The organism is Peribacillus kribbensis DSM 17871 (assembly GCF_000430765.1).
In the GTDB taxonomy this organism is placed as follows: Bacteria; Bacillota; Bacilli; order Bacillales; family DSM-1321; genus Paraperibacillus; species Paraperibacillus kribbensis.
Genome location: NZ_KE387239.1, coordinates 123732 through 141488, shown reverse-complemented (window position 1 = coordinate 141488; position 17757 = coordinate 123732). Strand labels below are relative to the sequence as shown.

The 17757-nt window shown below is 44.4% G+C and carries 17 protein-coding genes; 7 read left to right on the top strand and 10 right to left on the bottom strand.

What is annotated here, in order from left to right:
• Positions 1-19: 19 nt before the first annotated feature.
• The 3 genes from H539_RS0116610 to H539_RS0116600 are packed head-to-tail and all read left to right on the top strand — an operon-like array spanning position 20 to position 2396.
• Positions 20-712 (top strand): response regulator transcription factor, encoded by a 693-nt coding sequence (locus tag H539_RS0116610; RefSeq protein ID WP_026694446.1) that lies wholly within the window; start codon positions 20-22, stop codon positions 710-712.
• Positions 709-1794, top strand: a complete 1086-nt coding sequence (locus H539_RS0116605) for a sensor histidine kinase (RefSeq protein ID WP_026694445.1) — start codon at positions 709-711, stop codon at positions 1792-1794. The genes H539_RS0116610 and H539_RS0116605 overlap by 4 nt, the downstream gene beginning before the upstream one ends.
• 56 nt (positions 1795-1850) lie before the next feature.
• The gene (locus tag H539_RS0116600; protein WP_026694444.1) at positions 1851-2396 is read left to right on the top strand and encodes a YdhK family protein; all 546 of its coding nucleotides are present in this window, start codon (positions 1851-1853) and stop codon (positions 2394-2396) included.
• 38 nt (positions 2397-2434) lie between these two features.
• Here the strand turns inward: H539_RS0116600 and H539_RS0116595 are convergent, their stop codons facing one another.
• Positions 2435-2920: a GNAT family N-acetyltransferase gene (locus tag H539_RS0116595; RefSeq protein ID WP_026694443.1), complete on the bottom strand. Its 486-nt coding sequence runs from the start codon at positions 2918-2920 to the stop codon at positions 2435-2437.
• Between the two features lie 374 nt (positions 2921-3294).
• Here H539_RS0116595 and H539_RS0116590 point away from each other — a divergent pair, with 374 nt between their 5' ends.
• Entirely contained in the window at positions 3295-4506 is a 1212-nt protein-coding gene (locus H539_RS0116590) for an EAL and HDOD domain-containing protein (protein ID WP_026694442.1), read from the top strand.
• A gap of 53 nt (positions 4507-4559) precedes the next feature.
• Positions 4560-5171 carry a methyltransferase domain-containing protein gene (locus tag H539_RS0116585; RefSeq protein WP_342664020.1) on the top strand — a complete coding sequence of 204 codons (612 nt, stop codon included), beginning with the start codon at positions 4560-4562 and terminating at the stop codon, positions 5169-5171.
• Between the two features lie 62 nt (positions 5172-5233).
• Here H539_RS0116585 and H539_RS0116580 read toward each other — a convergent pair whose 3' ends face one another.
• The 6 genes from H539_RS0116580 to fdhF are packed head-to-tail and all read right to left on the bottom strand — an operon-like array spanning position 5234 to position 12402.
• Positions 5234-5839: a cytochrome c oxidase subunit 3 gene (locus H539_RS0116580; RefSeq protein WP_051348647.1), complete on the bottom strand. Its 606-nt coding sequence runs from the start codon at positions 5837-5839 to the stop codon at positions 5234-5236.
• Positions 5829-7790: a cytochrome c oxidase subunit I gene (locus tag H539_RS0116575; protein ID WP_051348646.1), complete on the bottom strand. Its 1962-nt coding sequence runs from the start codon at positions 7788-7790 to the stop codon at positions 5829-5831. The genes H539_RS0116580 and H539_RS0116575 overlap by 11 nt, the downstream gene beginning before the upstream one ends.
• 15 nt (positions 7791-7805) lie before the next feature.
• Positions 7806-8804, bottom strand: coding sequence for a cytochrome c oxidase subunit II (gene coxB / locus H539_RS0116570; RefSeq protein ID WP_026694438.1), 999 nt, complete (start codon positions 8802-8804; stop codon positions 7806-7808).
• Positions 8801-8995: a hypothetical protein gene (locus tag H539_RS0116565; protein ID WP_026694437.1), complete on the bottom strand. Its 195-nt coding sequence runs from the start codon at positions 8993-8995 to the stop codon at positions 8801-8803. Before H539_RS0116565 ends, coxB begins: the two co-directional genes overlap by 4 nt.
• Positions 8982-9467, bottom strand: a complete 486-nt coding sequence (locus H539_RS0116560) for a helical membrane plugin domain-containing protein (RefSeq protein ID WP_026694436.1) — start codon at positions 9465-9467, stop codon at positions 8982-8984. The genes H539_RS0116565 and H539_RS0116560 overlap by 14 nt, the downstream gene beginning before the upstream one ends.
• Positions 9460-12402, bottom strand: coding sequence for a formate dehydrogenase subunit alpha (gene fdhF, locus H539_RS0116555; RefSeq protein WP_026694435.1), 2943 nt, complete (start codon positions 12400-12402; stop codon positions 9460-9462). The genes H539_RS0116560 and fdhF overlap by 8 nt, the downstream gene beginning before the upstream one ends.
• 290 nt (positions 12403-12692) lie before the next feature.
• On the opposite strand from fdhF, the gene H539_RS30225 reads away from it, so the two are divergent.
• Together H539_RS30225 and H539_RS0116545 are read left to right on the top strand one after the other, a co-directional pair.
• A complete protein-coding gene (locus tag H539_RS30225; protein ID WP_051348645.1) occupies positions 12693-13073 on the top strand; it encodes a helix-turn-helix domain-containing protein in 381 nt (126 codons plus the stop codon).
• 24 nt (positions 13074-13097) lie between these two features.
• Complete coding sequence (locus H539_RS0116545) at positions 13098-13559, top strand: hypothetical protein (RefSeq protein ID WP_026694434.1); 462 nt, start codon at positions 13098-13100, stop codon at positions 13557-13559.
• Positions 13560-13721: 162 nt separating this feature from the next.
• Here the strand turns inward: H539_RS0116545 and H539_RS0116540 are convergent, their stop codons facing one another.
• The 3 genes from H539_RS0116540 to H539_RS0116530 all read right to left on the bottom strand — a co-directional run bounded on the left by H539_RS0116540 (position 13722) and on the right by H539_RS0116530 (position 17580).
• A complete protein-coding gene (locus H539_RS0116540) occupies positions 13722-14300 on the bottom strand; it encodes an HAD-IA family hydrolase (RefSeq protein WP_026694433.1) in 579 nt (192 codons plus the stop codon).
• 87 nt (positions 14301-14387) lie between these two features.
• Positions 14388-16400, bottom strand: a complete 2013-nt coding sequence (locus tag H539_RS0116535) for a Na+/H+ antiporter (RefSeq protein ID WP_245602207.1) — start codon at positions 16398-16400, stop codon at positions 14388-14390.
• A gap of 307 nt (positions 16401-16707) precedes the next feature.
• Positions 16708-17580, bottom strand: a complete 873-nt coding sequence (locus H539_RS0116530; protein WP_026694431.1) for a YitT family protein — start codon at positions 17578-17580, stop codon at positions 16708-16710.
• Positions 17581-17757: the final 177 nt, after the last annotated feature.

The following is a 17757-nucleotide window of genomic DNA, read 5'->3' as shown; positions in this document are numbered from 1 at the left end:
TTAAAACGAGGAGATTAACATGAAAACGATATTGATTGTAGATGATGAACCCAAAATCAGGGAGGTTATTTCGTCTTACCTGAAGAGGGAGGATTATCAGATTGCGGAAGCACAAACCGGCGAAGACGCCCTTAGTGTAATTCATAACCGATTCATTGACTTTATTATATTGGATCTTATGCTCCCTGATATGTCTGGAGAGGAGGTCTGCCGCAGAGTGAGGAAAGTGGCTGCCACTCCGATTTTGATGCTGACAGCTAAAGTAATGGAAGATGATAAAATTCACGGTCTGTCCATCGGAGCTGACGATTACATGGTTAAGCCCTTTAGCCCGCGGGAACTGGTGATGCGGGTAAAAACGATCCTTAGGCGAACAACCCCCGATTTACTTTTGGCAGAATCCATTTCCTTTAATAACGGAGCGCTGGTCATCAATCAAAGCAAGCAGGAGGTAAAAGCAGATGGAAATCTCTTGCCCCTTACTCCCAGTGAATATAAGCTGCTTTTGGTGATGGCCAAATATCCAGAACGGGTTTACACACGGGATGAGCTTGTTGATTATGTGATGGGGATGGATTTTGACGGTGATGCCCGGATCATTGATCAGCATATTAAAAATCTGCGGCACAAAATGGAAGCCAATCCGAAAAAACCAATATATCTTGTGACGGTCTATGGCATAGGATATAAATTTTCAGGTGAGCGCGTATGAAAGGGCTGCGTGTACGTCTCGGCCTTATTTTGATCGGCATTGCCTCTGCCGTATTAATTTTGACCAGCATCGTCTATGCCATTGAAGCTCATTATCATATCGCCATGTTTCAGAACGAATCTTCCTCCCGCAAGGAAATGGCGCCTTTAAGCACCCATCTCGAGCGGGCCATGATGGAATCCATCCTCTATACAGCCTTGGGAGCTATCATTCTTGTGATCATCATAAGCTTTTATGCGGCGAAAAGGCTGTCCACCCCTTTGCTGCAAATGAAAAGGGCTGCTGACAGGATGGCTAAGGGCAGATGGAAAACCCGTGTATCGATCAAAGGCAATGATGAGCTGAGCCAGCTGGGGCTTTCCTTGAATCAGCTGGCCTCGGAGCTTGAGAAACAGGATACAGCAAGAAAAAATATGACGGCGGATATTGCACATGAGCTCCGTACTCCTCTTGCGACCTTGAAGAGCCATATGGAAGCATTTGAAGACGGAATCTGGGATCCTACCCCCAAACGGATTAAAGATTGTACCGAGGAAATCAACCGGCTGATTCATCTTGTACAGGATCTTGAGCAGCTTAATACCATCGAAGCTTCGGATTTTAAAATCTGCAGACGGCCAAGTGATCTGGAGACCGTCATTGAACAGTGTGCCGCATCAATCAGAGGAGCTTTCCTGCAGAAAAATGTAGACCTGGAACTGTTTTTTCAAGGAGATTTAGAATTTGATTTTGACGAAGAAAGGATGAAACAGGTGCTCTTTAATCTTCTATCCAATTCTCTTAAGTATACGTCACCCGGCGGCTCTGCTTCGGTTCTTGCGGAAGATCAGAGCGGTACAGTACTGCTAAAGGTCATGGACAATGGAATCGGAATGAAAGCAGAATCCATCCAAAAGGCGTTTGACCGTTTTTACCGGGAAGATCACTCACGAAGCCGCCGCACGGGGGGCAGCGGAATCGGACTGGCCATCGTAAAGAGGCTCGTCGAATCCCACCAGGGAACCATTTGGATTGAAAGCAAAGAAGGAAAGGGTACCACCGTTTCAATTAGCCTCCCCAAAATGAATCCAGCATCTTCATAAGTTCTTCAAAAGTAAGGAGTACACTATGGTCATAAACCATAGGGAGGTATAGAATAATGAAAAAGAAAGCCGCTGTTCTCTCCGCAGCTGTGATACTCGCTTTAACAGGCTGCGGCAGCAATGCTGCGCATGATACTCCATCCAAACCATCAATGAACCAAATGCATATGAATCATTCCGGCTCAGCTGAGGTACCTGCCGGATTGAAGAAGGCCGTAAATCCCGCCTACAAACCCGGAAGCCGGGTCCTCGTAAAGGCTGATCATATGGAGGGGATGAAGGGCTCGGAAGCAACCGTTTCAGGTGCATTCGACACGACCGTATACTCTGTAACCTACACTCCGACAACCGGAGGGGATCCTGTTAAAAATCATAAATGGGTCATTCATGAGGAAATCAAGGGTGCAGGAAAAGAGCCATTTAAATCTGGAGACAAAGTAACTCTAATGGCCGATCATATGGAAGGAATGAAGGGTGCGGAGGCTGAAATCGACACAGCCCAGAAGACTACTGTTTATATGATTGACTATACGCCCACTACCGGCGGAAAAAAAGTCAAAAACCATAAATGGGTGATAGAAAGGGAACTCTCTGCGAAATAAATATCAGGGGCCGGGTAAGAACGCCCGGCTCTTTTTCATTATATAGGGCAGCTATAAATAAACTGTTCCCCGATTTTCCCCATCCTTCTCTCACCAGTATCCCGGAAGCCTGTTTTTTCATAAAGCTTCTGTGCAGCCACATTTCTCTTATTGACAGCAAGAACAATCTCATCAAAACCGGGCAGAGATTCCCTGATAAACCCAGCTAATTGTCCCATCGCTCTTTTCGCATAGCCTCTTCCCTGTCTGGAATGGTCAATAGAAAGGGCTGTCAGCAATAAAGCCTTCGGATTATTCGTATAGTCTTTTACCCGGTCACTCGAATGCAGGATGAAGAATCCCACAGAGTTGTGGCCGTCAGCTATCACAATCGGATACTGGTCCGGTGCAATCCACGCTTCCTCAAGCTTGTCTGCTGGGAGCGCTGTAAATTGGGCCTGTTCTTCAGGAAGCTCGAACTTAAGTAATTCTTCCCTGTATTCACTTCGATAAAAATCCAGGTTTATATCAGTCATATTCTTCATATCCATCACCACATTTTCTATTTTTCTTTATTGTAGTACAGAGAATGTATGTTCGCAATTAAATTCTAAAAAACTCCTATGTGAGTAAATGCGTTATCTTATAAATACGAAGTCCTCCTCTCCCATCTCAAAATCTTAAGTCACAAAACAAAACTTGTCTCCTTTCTATCGATGGGCTCGATGGGTGAAGAAGTCTTCGCCTTGGCATGCGTTCCCTCTCTAGGTTCCGCCTCATTTGGAAATTCTTATATTTCCCTATATATTTACAAGAGAATTTATAGTAAAATAGTCCCTATATTTCCTTTTATTTCTTTTTAGAGATTTAGACCTTTTATGCTGAACCTTCAGCAACTGAAAAGGATGTGAACATTCATATGGAAGTTTTTGTTGGAAGGCAGCCCATCTTTAACGAAAACCAGGAGCTGTTTGGATATGAATTGTTAAGCAGAAACAGCGAAGAAAATAGCTATACGGGAACAGATGGGGACAAAGCGACTGTAGATGTCCTTGCAGCCAGCTTTTTAAGTATTGGCATAGATAAATTGGCAAATGGAAAGAAGTGCTTTATTAACTTCACTAAAAATTTGATATTGGAAGGACTTCCAGCACTATTTCAAAAGGATGCTATTGTGATAGAGCTTCTTGAGGATATTAACGATTCAAAAGAGATCCTTCAGGCGTGTAAAATGCTCAAGAGCTTGGGATATACAATTGCTTTGGATGATTATGTGTTCAAAGATGAAAATAAACATTTAATCGACTATGCAGATATTATCAAAGTCGATTTCATGAATACAAATTTGAGCGATATTTCTAAGTTGATTGCAAAGGTTTCTAATAGAAATATCGTGCTCTTGGCAGAAAAAGTAGAGACACATCAGGAGTTCCTGATTGCCAAAGAAATTGGCTTTAAATTATTTCAGGGTTATTTTTTCAGTAAACCCGTAGTCATAAAAGCAAAGGATGTGTTTGCTCAGGTAAACTACAGCTACTATGCCCTCTTAGAAAAGCTTGATAGTCCTGAGCCTGACATCAATGAAATCACCCATTTAATAGAGAGTGATTTCTCATTAGCCTACAAATTATTAAAAATCGTTAACAGCACTGCCTATCATATGAGAAACAAAATCAGCTCTATTAAACAAGTTATTGTTATTCTTGGCTTATACGAAGTAAGGAAATGGGTTCTAGTCCTGGCATATACATCAAATAAGCCAAAAGATAAAGAAGTCATTAGACTCTCTCTATGCAGAGCTAAATTTTTTGAATCTATCGGATCCATAAGAGGAGTTAACATCTCTGAGCACTTCTTATTTGGGCTTTTTTCATTGATTGATACAATATTGGATAGACCCATGTCAGATATCTTGGAAGAATTGCCCCTTACATTGGTAATCAAGGAGGCTCTGCAAGGGAAAGTAAATGAACTGCAGTTCTTGCTGGACCTGGTGCAGAATCTCGAAAGATGCCGGACAGACAAAGCCGAAAAGCTCAGCCTTGAACTTCGTATTCCAATTAAGAAGGTTTATGACATCTATATCAAGTCCATTGAATGGTCAGATAACATTGTCAATACCTTGGATTAATTTTATTCCTATTACCCTCTCAACCTGTGAACCTTGCTGCTTTACAATCGATTATTAATTTTTCACCTAATGAGCATATGGAGAAATGGGGCATACACAAAATGAACGATATCGAAAACATAAAGGTCGTCATCGGTGCCGGGGAATACGATAACAATCCAGCCTGGCTCCAAACCCAGGAAGAAGACTTAAACGTATTAGAGCGCTCGGACTGGGAGAAACAATTTTCCCCTGGCACATTGGAGGCTATTCTGGCAGAGCATGTCTGGGAGCATTTATCCTATGAAGAAGGCACAGCTGCTGCGAGGAATTGCTATAAATTTTTAAAACCCGGCGGCTATGTACGCTGTGCGGTGCCGGACGGATTTTTTCCTGACGAGGACTATCAAAGGACTGTACAGATTGGAGGCCCGGGACCAGCCGATCATCCTGCCGCCAGCCATAAGATCGTCCATACATACAAGACCCTCACCTCTATGTTTGAAGAAGCAGGATTTTCGGTCCGGCTGTTGGAATACTGTGATGAAAACGGGGAATTTCATGCGCAGGAGTGGGATGAAAAAGAGGGCTTCATTTATCGTTCAAAACGCTTCGACCATAGAAATCAGAATGGAAGCCTGGTTTTTATTTCCTTGATTGTGGATGCATATAAACCGGCTGAATAAAAATAAGCAGCCTGGGGCATACATACCCCAGACTGTTTTGTTTTTATGATTCAGCGTTTCACTCACATCAGCTCTCCAAGCGAATACACCAGCAGAAAGATAAAGACCCAGACAGCATCCACAAAGTGCCAATAGATGCTAAAGGCTGCAATACGAGCCTTATTTACAGCAGCTGCTCCTTTCATTAAAATATGCAAAATGAGAACGGCCATCCAGGCGATCCCAAACAAAACATGGCTGCCATGCATTCCTACAAGCACAAAAAAGGAAGATAAATAGGGGCTTTTAGTCAGGGTATGCCCCCTTAACCCATCCATGATGAACTCCCTTATCTCAAAACCAAGGAATACCGCAGCAAGCAGGAGGGTGCCGCTTAGAAATACAAGGGCTTTCTGCGGTTCGTTTACTTTTAAGGTTTTATCTGCCAAATAGCAGGTCAGACTGCTTACTAAGAGAAAAACGGTGGGCAGGATGATGCTTTTGAAATGGATAAACTCCTTTGGTGAAGGGCCGTTTTTTTGATGATTCATCATCACAAAATATACTGCAATTAAGCTGGCAAACATTACAAACTCTGCACAAATCACAAGGTACATGGCTACCTTTTTTTCAGAATGGTTATGGACAAATTCCTCTGTTTTCTCATGTACCGCCGCTTTAAGTCTCATAACCATCCCCCTTTCGAATCTCCTTCTCCAGCTGGCTGCTTGTATAAATCGTTAAACCAGATTCATACCTTAACGATCTCAATCCCAATAAGAGCAATACTCCGGCAATGCCGATGATCCATACGATGGTCAGTCCGAAAATCAAGCCAAATGAGATGGTGAACAGACCTCCGCTTAGCAGGATGGGCAGGATCGTAGGCTTTTCGTAAGCAATGTGAGTTTCTTCTTTTTCGGAAAACTGCATCTTTTCATTCCCAAATTTCTTTTCGTGCCAGAAAGCATCGATTCCCCTGACAACCGGAAGTCTTGGCCAGCGCAAATGAGGGGAGGGGCTTGAAACTGCCCATTCGAGCGCACGTCCGTCCCAGGGATCCGAAACATTCTCTTTCTCTTTGCGGCGCCAGCTGTAAATCACATTCCATATAAACAGCATGACGCTGATTCCCATTAAGAAGGCTCCTATGGTACTGATGAAATTCAATTCAAATAAACCGTCCTCCGGGTAATACGTATATACTCTCCGCGGCATGCCTTTCAGACCCAATAGGTGCATCATGAAAAAGGTCATATGGAAACCGATCAGAAAGGTCCAAAACTGCCACTTCCCCAGCTTCTCATTCAAGATATAACCGAACATTTTCGGCCACCAATAATAAAATCCTGAAAAGGATCCAAATATCGTCCCGGCAATCAATACATAATGAAGATGGGCAACAATGAAATAGCTGTCATGATATTGATAATCAGCGGCAACAACAGCCTGCATGACTCCGGTTACCCCGCCAATGACAAAAGAAGGAATGAATCCAAGAGCAAACAGCATCGGCGTGTTGAACCGCACCTCTCCCCCTCTGATGGTAAACAGCCAGTTGAAGATCTTGATCCCTGTCGGAACAGCGATCAGCATCGTCGTAATCGCGAAGAACACATTGGCAATCGCTCCAAGTCCCACAGTGAACATATGGTGTACCCAGACCATTAATCCCAAAAAGCCGATAAGCACAAGGGACAGAATCATGGACGTATAGGCAAAAACGGACTTCCTGGAGAAGGTGGAGATGACTTCCGAATAAATACCAAAGGCAGGAAGAATCAAGATATAGACCTCCGGGTGTCCAAAGCCCCAGAATAAATGCTGCCAGAGGACAGGGTTTCCAACGCCGCCCGAATAGAACTGTGTGCCAAATGTATTATCGAACATTAGAAGCAGAAGTGCTACAGCAAGCACGGGAAAGGCAGCCAGAATCAGGATGGAGGTCACGATTGCAGACCATGTGAAAAGCGGCAGCCTCATAAAACCCATGCCGGGAGCACGCATCTTTATAATGGTCACCAAAAAATTGACGGCGGCCATGATCGTACCGAGCCCCGATACCTGCACCGCTAAATCATAGAATCCTGTTCCATTCCCTTGAATGGTTTCACTAAGCGCCAGCGGTACATAGGATGTCCATCCTGCAGAAGGTCCCCCTCCCAGGATAAAGCTTAAATTTATGAGTACACCTCCGATCACAAACAGCCAAAGGCTTAATGCGTTCATAAAGGGAAACGCCAAATCCCTCGCACCAATCTGCAGCGGTACGATCACATTCATCAATCCGATCAAAAAAGGCATGGCCACAAATAAGATCATCAAGGTTCCATGTGTGGTCATCACCTGATTATATTTATCACCTTGAAATACCCAGAAGTGATTATTTGGAAAAGCCAGCTGCGACCTCATAATGAGCGCGTCCAGGCCGGCCCTCAGAAAGAAAATGAATCCAATGGAAATATAGAGAATGCCAATTTTTCTATGATCTGTCGATTTTGCCAGGTTCCATACGGATTTCCATTGGTGAGTCTTGCTTATGTAAAAAATGAGTGCAGCCATAATGATAATAATGGATAAATCTGCAGCAATAATATCTGATGCGAATTTAATCTCCGTATTAAAAAAAGGAATGCTCATAGTTTCCCCGCTTTCTTAATGTAATGTCTGCAGATACTCCGCCAATTTTTCATACTCCTTTTTATCCAGCCCCTTTACTTTTGGCATTTCTGAACCGGGTTTGAATTTCTGCGGATCCTTCATCCAATCCTCCAGGTGTTCCTTTGTGTTCGGCAAAATGCCTGCAACACGTTCTCTCTCTGCAAAACCTGCTAGATTGGGCCCTTTTTTATTTTCCACCTGTGCCTCGACAGCATGGCAGGTGAGGCAGTTCTCGTTAAACAAGCTCTTTCCTTCAGCCTCAGATTTACTCAGGGACTGTGTTTGGTTTCCTGATTTAAGCCCAGCGATCCAGCTGTTAAAATCATCCTCGTTTTCTACCTTCACCTTGAATCTCATGTTCGCATGGCTCTTGCCGCACAGCTCTGCACATTTCCCTTGATAAGTGCCGTTCTCCAGGGGAGTCAGCGACAGCTTGTTGGTCCTTCCAGGTATAACGTCCAGCTTCCCTCCGAGCTGCGGCACCCAGAAGGAATGAATCACATCTGTTGAATGCAGCACAAGCGTGACCTTTTTTCCTTTCGGAAGATGAAGCTCCTCAGCTGTTTCGATTCCTTGACCGGGATATTCAAATCTCCACCAGTAATGGCTTGCCGTTACTTTCACTGTAAGGTCGGACGGGGACTTGGATTCCTGTTCCTCTCCAAACGTTGTTTGAATCATAGGAACCGCAAGAATAAACAAGATAATGAAGGGAGAAATCGTCCATATTAATTCAAATTTTTTGTTTCGATTTTGATGAATGGGATCTGGGGTATAGCCCGGTCTTTGTCTATATTTATAGACGAATCGTATAAACAGAATGAGGACAACCAGGAATACGAGAGCCATCAGCGAGATGCTCAGAGTGATTAGGTCTACTTGCTCCTTTGCCTGTTCTCCTTTTGGATTCAGTACGGCTACACTGGAAAACGGGCTGCATCCAGCCAGCGGGAGAGTCAGCAGCAAAAGAAAATACAGGCTGAATCTTCTCATCCTGTTCCCTCCTTTTTCATTTGCAGCACTTGTTTGGCCGCCTTTTTTGTAATGATCATCGTTTCAATAATCCTCCTAAAAAAACAAACTATTGGTTTATTCCTTATTCCTTGGTCTATCAAACTTCTAAATCCTGAAATCAAGCCACCCAAGGAAAATCCCAAGGTGGCTGACAGATTATTTTTTATCATCCTTATTTTTTCCTACACCTTTTAACGAAAGCAGCAGGATGCTGATTACACGATTTACCTCAGGGTCCTTTAGAGCTTTCATCAAATCAAATATCCCTACCTTTTCAACATCCGGATACGTCTTATCCTCTACCATCCTCTGCCTGGTCAGCCTGTTGGAAAGCTGATCGACTCCGCTGAGATTCAGCATGCCAAGAAGGTCCAGCAATAGAAATAGATTTTTAATAATGGTGCCATTCTCTGCCCTGTTAAACTCATAACTTACATTTCCCATAATGGTTTCTTGATAGGCCACCATCGCATTGATCATGGCCAGATTCCCTTCCTTATGCAGGAGGGAGAAGAAGCGGATGGTTTCAAGCATGGCATCCTTGTTATCAGCCAGGGCGTCAAGTACTTCCTGAAGATTATCTTGGCGGATTTTCTCTTTTGGAATCTCCATGCGCTTAATGGAGGTTATTTTATCAGCCATTCTTCTTCACCTCATTTCCTGGGAAAGCGTAATCCTCCCTCTGCCACTTCCGTCCTACCTCAACACCCGGCTGAGGGTTTCTATGGCCTCTGCGGTAGTTGAACAGCGGGAGAGGAGAATCGCCTTTTTCCTTCAACACTTCTAGTTTGACTGCAACTTCCTTATAAGCAGGCGTATCTGTATCTTTATCCACAGTATTATTTGTCAGGTAGTTGACGGCGCTCTTTCCGTTATCATTCAAAGGCAGGTACAATTCCTTCCCTGTCACTTCATCGGAAATATGGATCCTTCCGGTGGTTTCACCCGCTTTATTTTTCAGGCGGACCTTGGCTCCTTCCTCGATTCTCAGCTCGTCCGCTGCTTCTTTCGACATTTCAATCCAGGAATTCGGCACTTTTTTCTCAATGCCCTCGGTATGATACGTCATATTCCCTTCATGGAAATGCTCCAGGATCCGGCCATTATTCGCATGGAAATCATACTCTTCCGTTGTCTGATAATGATGGGTATATTCAAGCGGGTAGAGCTTTGCCTTTCCATCCTCAAAGTGAAATTCCTCTGTATAAAGAAGAGGAGTATCCCGGCCATCTTCCGCGACAGGCCACATCAGGCTTTCAAAGCCCTCCAGGCGGTCATAACGGACGCCTGCAAACATCGGGGTCAGAGAAGCCGCCTCCTCCATGATGTCTGCCGGCGAACTGTAGTCCCAATTAAAACCAAGCTCGTTTGCGAGAGCCTTATAGATTTCCCAGTCAGGCTTCGATTCCCCAAGAGGCGGAAGTGCCTGGTATAAACGCTGGATCCTTCGTTCGGTATTGGTAAATGTGCCTTCCTTTTCAAGGCTTGGAGAAGCCGGGAGTACAACATCCGCATACTGGGCGGTATCTGTCAAAAACATATCCTGGACCACGAAAAACTCTAATTTTTTAAAGGCCTTGGTCACATAGGATATATGGGAGTCGACGATGCCCATATCTTCCCCTGTCACATACATGGCTTTTAAACTGCCTTTATGGATGGCTTCGACCATTTTATGATTATCAAGTCCTTTTTCTGTAGGAATCTTAGTTCCCCATGCTTCCTCAAATTTCGCCGCGATCTCTTGATCCGATATTTTTTGATAGCCAGCAAAATAAGAAGGCATGCTTCCAAAATCACTTGCTCCCTGAACATTATTATGGCCGCGGAGAGGATAGCCGCCTGTTCCCGGTTTTCCATAGTTCCCTGTGATAAGAAGAAGATTGGAAATAGCCGTTGAAGTGTCAGAACCGATCTGGTGCTGAGTGACTCCCATGGCCCAGCAGATGCAGGTTTTCTTTGATTCATGGATCATTTCGGCTGTCTTGATCATGGTTTCTTTGCTGATGCCTGTCACTTCCTCAGCCGCCTCAAGAGTGAATTCTGACAGGCTGGCTAAATATTCATGGAAGCCATTTACCTTTGTCTCCAAAAACTCTTGGTCATGCCAGCCCTGATCGATGATATATTTGGTCACAGCAGAAAGCCACACCAAATCAGTACCAGGTTCCGGATGGATATAAAGATCTGCCCTTTGTCCCATCTCATGCTTGCGCAGGTCAGCGACAATGAGCTTCTGCCCGAACAGCTTATGAGAGCGTTTGATCTTAGAAGCTAATACCGGATGCGACTCTGCCGTATTAGACCCGACTAATATTACGAGATCAGCAGATGCGATGTCCTCCATCGAGCCCGCATCCCCTCCATAGCCGACAGTACGGAAGAGTCCTTTTGTGGCAGGCGCCTGGCAGTAGCGCGAGCAGTTATCAATATTATTGGTTCCGATCACCTGGCGGGCAAACTTTTGAAGAAGATAGGATTCCTCATTTGTCGCCTTGGAGGAAGCAATGAAACCGAGGGAATCAGGGCCATTTTGATCCGCAATTTCCTTAAACCGTCTGGCGACATAGGTCAGGGCTTCGTCCCAATCCGCTTCCCTGAAAGAATCCCCTTCCCGAATCAACGGTCTGGTAAGCCTTTCCTCACTATTGATATGGCCCCAGCCAAATTTCCCTTTAATGCAGGAGGAGATGCCATTTGCGGGTGACTCGAGCTCTGGTTCAACCTTTAAAATCTCCCGTCCCTTGGTGAACACATTGAAACTGCAGCCGACTCCGCAATAGGTGCATACCGTCTTGGTCTTTTTGATTCTGTCCTGCCTCATCTTCGCCTCTGAGTCAGAAACAGCAAATAACGGACCGAATCCGGTTTCCACATTTTTGGTCGTCTCGATCATGGAACGCAGAATACCAGGTTTTATATCTGTAAGATATCCCGCCTCCCCGAGCATGGTATTTTCCATTAAAGCATTGCAAGGACAGACGGTTACACACTGGCCGCAGCTTACACAGGAAGACTGGTCGATCGGGACATTGTCATCCCAGATTACCCTGGGCTGATCCAATTCCCAATCGATGCTCAGTGTTTCGTTCACCTCAACCGTCTGGCAGACCTCTACACATCTTCCGCAAAGAATGCATTGATCAGGCTCATACCGGTAAAAAAATCCGTTATCCGTTTCATAAGGCTTTGGCTCAAATGGTTTAAGCTGATGCTCCATGCCCATCATTCTCACAGTATTATGTATTTCGCAATCGCCGTTGTTGTTATCGCATACCGTGCAATAAAGTTCATGATGCTCGAGAATGGTATCCATGGCTTTAAACTGGGCTTCCTTTACTTCAGAAGAATTTGTCAGGACATTCATTCCTTCCCTGACATAAGTCCCGCAGGCTCGATGAATTTCCCCGTTAATCGAAACTGCACATGTATCACAGGTCTCGATTGCTCCCAGTCCTTCATGGTAGCAAATATGTGGAATGTCCAGGTTCTTTTCCAGAATAACCTGGATGACCGTCTGTTCTTCGTCAGCCATATACTGCTGGCCATCAATCATAATTTCAATTTGTTTCCCCATACTCATCCTCCTTCTGCCTTCGTCTATCGTCCCCATTACTTCTAATCCCTGCAGAACTTTTTCGCTGCCAGCGAAAATTATGGGCGCAAATGGTTCATGGACAGGGGTTTCATTGTGTTAATTCCCTATATGCGTTAAGAAAAACATACTTTTTCTAGAAAGCCTGGATTCTTTTCCTGGATGGAGTGGGTATAAACTAGAGGCAAACACTAAGACCCTTCCTGCCCTTTTCACATAAATGGATGTTTCCACAGCCCCGCAATGTTAAAATAAGAAAAAGGAGAACCCTTATGATGACCATAAAAGAACAGCTTAAGAGATTCGGCTCACTTGTCAGGGATAGAAGAAAGGAAATGGGAATTACCCTTCACGATCTTGCTTCACAGGCAGACATTTCGTATAACTACATTTCGGAGCTCGAAAGAGGAAAAAAAGTACCCTCCGATGAATTTGTCGATAAGCTGGCACACTTCTTAGAAATCCCAGGTGAAGCACTTTTTTCAACGCTCGGCAGAACACCCGTAACGGTCAGGAAAGAATATGCTCAATCGAATAACTTACGTAGTTTGTTGTCGGAAATCATGGCCAATGACGAGCTGACCAGGGAAGAGAAGGATCAAATATATTTGAAAATGCTGGAGTTATATAAAGATTTATCTGCAAAGGAATGATTGTATTAAAAGGAGGTACCTGATTTGGAAGAATTAATGAAGTGGATGATAAATTCGTTCGGTTATGAACATGCGGTAGAAATTCTTGATCTAAATACTTTTTTAGCCGGGCTGCTTGCCGGCATCCTTTTAACTGCTATTTTCCTTTCCAAAGTTTTCTTATCTGCGGAACGCCGGGCAGATCTGCCTCATGTCTCTGTTGCAAGAATCCGTACAGACTCTGGGAGAGAACAAGTGTATTTTAATCCTGCAACAGTCGCCGAGGCATTGAAATTCTTGTTTGTTTTTATCAGCTGGAAGCTTGGTTTTTTCAACTCCAAGCATATATTCTTTAAAAATGCTAAACTGACAAAAAGGATTTGGGCAGGAACCATTTGTACGGCCATCATAATCGTTATTATTGGACTGATCTTATCGTTTACGGTTCCCCGCCGGAATGACATCATTGCTAAAAACCAAGGAACTGAACTGAGCGGCGCAAACTAGGCTGATTGGTCTGCGCCGCCTCAGTTTATTAAAACGGCGAGGGGCCGTCCGATTTCTTAAAGACAGAAAAGCTTTCCTCTGCCTCCAGAAAGCAAAGAGAACCACCCATTCAAACGAAAAAAAGCCCATTGAGACTCTCTCTCAAAGGACCTCTCATCATCACTATCTCGCAGAGTTTCCCGGATACACCACATTAAAAAATTCCGAGTAATGATTCAGATAATAATCAGCACCCTCCTGCTGATTTTGAAAAAGGCAGCCCGCAATGCCCAATTCTTTCGCAGGCAGAATATCCAGAAGCCGATCTCCGATGGCCAAATCAATATGATGCTTTTTGTGCAGATAAAGATAGGAAGCTGAATCCGGCTTTCTTGGAAATCCATCATCAATCGTGACCATATCCGCAAAATACTTTTCCCACCCATGATGCTTTAATACCGCTAAAACGCCGGCTCTATGCTTATGGGTCATAATGACGTTTTTATCCGCAAACTTCAGGACCTCTTCTGCCTGCTCGAATGGGATCATATCCTTCGGGTCAATCAGCTGATTCAGCCGATCGACCTCTTTTAACTGACTCTCCGACATTTGATAATGTTCAATGGCATGTCCTAATGAAATTTTCAGATGACCGTATATTTCCTTCTCCTCTGCCCCGCTCCCCAGAACCTGAGACATGACCTTTGTATACGCAGGATATGTGTCGAATAATGTGCCATCAAAGTCCCATAGTATGTTCAATCCAGCACCCCTTTTATACGTAAAATGGTTGAATACTGTACGAATTCCTTTCTATAGTAGCACAAACGTTCATACTGGATTACCTTTCTATTCAGCCGGTCCCTGCAGAATGACCCTTTCGATGTTATTCACGAACATCCGCAGTTCTTTTACCTGATCCCTGCTGATTTCATCTGCTTCGAACAATTCCCGGATTTTCGCCCTTTCCCTGTCCATGGCTTTAATCCGTAATCGTTCTTTATGTTCTTCCTGTTCTCCTCCATCGTTGAACACCGGACGTTCGAGCCTCCTTGCGATCCGTTCGTAATCCGAAATGACGGTCTGTACGATATCAGGACGGCTGTACGCTCCCGCAAATTCACGAAGCGTCTCGATGGCCGCTTGAGATGATTTTATTTGGGCATCCGCAAGCCTGATCCGGAAATTTTTTCCTTCTTCGCTTTTCAGCTGCTTCCTTTTGAAGCGGTGAAAGCTCCTTGCCATTCTCCCCATGAAGTAAAGAATTCCGGCCTGAGCCGTCTGCGACATCGCTTCTTCACGGTAATCAAGAGCCCTTTCGAGGACATCATAGGAAGACTCATCGAGTTCATGACGGTCCATGGCCTTCCGGATATAATTTCGTTCCGCCTTCAGCCCGACACGCCTTACCTCTATGAATTTATCCATAAACGCGATGGAGCTTGCCCCAAGGGTTCCTTGATTGAGCTGATGGAACAGCCTCCTGTATTCCCCTATCAGCTCAAAGGCAGCCCATTCATTTTTATCATTCATTTCCTGCCTGATGGCATCAATTCCCGTAAGCAATAGATTGCGCTTGGCCTCACTCAAATCAATATTTTCCAGTTGATCTCCCTGCTGCGACTTATCTTTACTGAGAAGCGGCAGCAAAATGGTTGCTGCCAGGAGGGTAAAAAGGATTACCCCTGCCGCCAGAAACAAAATTAAAGAACGCTCAGGAAAATCATCCCCGCTCTGGACGACATAAGGAATGGACAGGACACCTGCCATGGTTACAGCACCGCGCACCCCTGTCAGGGTCTGAAGCAAGGCCGTAATTAACGTTGGTTTTTCCCAAGCTTCATCAGAACCAGACTCCTTTTGCAGGTGTCCCAGCAAGTAAGACCATAGGAACCTGATTCCCAGAATCACACACCCGATTGCCAGAACATACATAACCGCAATGGAGTTATTTATATCAGGGCTTTCTACAGTAGCCTTAATGGATCCAGGAATATTCAGCCCCAGCAGGATAAATACAATTCCATTCAAAATAAACGAGACGACCGACCATAGATTTTCCGTAAGGACCTGTTCCTCCGCAACCAGGGTTTCAGTCCTCTCCCGTATCAAAGTATGTATGATCCCGGCAACAACCACCGCGATGACCCCGGAAGCATGCAGGAGGTCCTCAGAAATGATAAAGATAATAAAAGGAGTCATAATCTGCAGAAGAGAGTGGAATGCAGCATCGTTGATTCCCTCTCTGCGCAATAAGAATCTGATCCAGGTTATGAAGAGGCCCAGGACCAATCCCACTAAAGCTCCCACAATGAACATATAACTGAAGTTCACAACCGCCTCACGAACTGAAAAATATCCAGTCACAACAGCGGCTGCGGCATAATTGAAGGCCACTAATCCAGATGCATCATTAATGAGGGATTCTCCTCTGACCAGATTCAAAATCTTTTCGGGGATATGGACACGCTTGGCAATTCCGTTTACAGCTACTGGATCAGTCGGGGACAAAATGGCAGCAAGAGCGAAGGCTGCAGCCAGCGGCACATTTGGAATCATAAAATGGATGAACCACCCGCCGCCCAATGCCGTCAGCAAAACCAGCACAATCGCATTTCCGAAAATCGGGCCTTTCATCCTCCATAATTCTTCCCGCGGAAAATGCCGCCCATCATTATATAAAAGCGGCGCAATAAAAAGGAGCAAAAACCACTCCGTTTCAATCTCCAGCGAATATCCCTGAAACAACAGAGAAATCAAGATTCCAAACCCAATCTGCGTAAGTGCAGTCGGAATGAAAGGAATATAATGGCTCACTACATTCGAGATCAGCAAAGCCACAATCAACAGCAAACACGTCATCAATATATCCATCCATACACTTCTTTCTATAGAGCGGTCAAAGCTCCAAAATCCGGTTCTCCTATTATTTACAATCCCCAAGATCAGTAAGTAAATAACCTATGGAATAGTCTTATTTATAGTATTGTGTAAAAAATTTCTTTTTGCAAAAATTCAGAACCGGGTGAGAGGATTTAAAAGGGTCATGCCTTAGCTGCATTAAAAAAATCACCCTTCAGCTAGTGAATGAGTGATTCTTTGTGGAAAAATCAAATGCTTCAAAGAGGTTAATTGAGAGGAAGCGCAGGCGTCCTTTCTCAGGAGTAGATCAATGGATATCATTCTTTCTGAAATTGCCGCCTTTGACTTCTGCCACATCATATACAGTTACAAAGGCCCCCTCATCAATTTCATTGATGATTTCTTTAAGTTTGGTTTCTTCCAAGCGGTTGATGACACATGTAATTTCTTTAAATCGTTCATGAGAAAAACCGCCGTATGCTTCCTTATATGTAGCACTCCGGCCCAGGCGGTCACGTATGGTTTCGACCATTTCCTCTGGCTGGGTGGTGATAATTTGAAAGGTTTTAGATCCGCTTAAACCTTCTTCCACAATATGTATAACTTTAGAGGCAATAAAATAAGCTATGGCCGAAAGAATGGCTCCCTGCAGGCCAAATACGGTGGAAACAAAGATGAATACAAAGATGTTCAGGAATAGAATGAGATCACTCGTCCCAAACGGCAATTTACGGGACAGCAGCACCGCAAGCATATCAATTCCATCCAATGCTCCGCCATTACGCAAGGCCAGACCCATTCCAAAACCAAGGATGATCCCGCCTACCACCGTGATCAGCAGCGTATCTCCCTCAATGATCGCCGGCGTATGATGCATGAGGATGGTGCCGATCGCCAACGATGCAATGCCCAGAATGGAATTAAACGCAAAGCTTTTTCCAATCTGCTTATATCCTAACCAGATAAACGGAAGGTTGATGACTGCAATTAAAACTCCCAGCGGCAGGTTAAATAATTCAGAGCCGACAATGCTCAGACCCGTCACGCCCCCATCGGATACGTTATTTGGAATCAGCACTGTTTCCAAGCCATACGCGGCTATAAACGCTCCAATAATGACCATTATTCCCCGCCAGATTTTCATAGCTTTAGTCGATCTGCGTTTCTTGATTTTTTTCATGAAATTCCTCGCTTTATCTCTTTCTCTTTTAATTGTAACATAATGATTTTTAATATTTTTGTACAATGCACCATGGAAACTGAATTCATGGATTGGCTGGAAATCTGGTCGTTCAGACAATTTCTCCTGCCGGAACCGGATACCTGTCCGAAGGCGGGTCTCCTTCGGACAACTTCT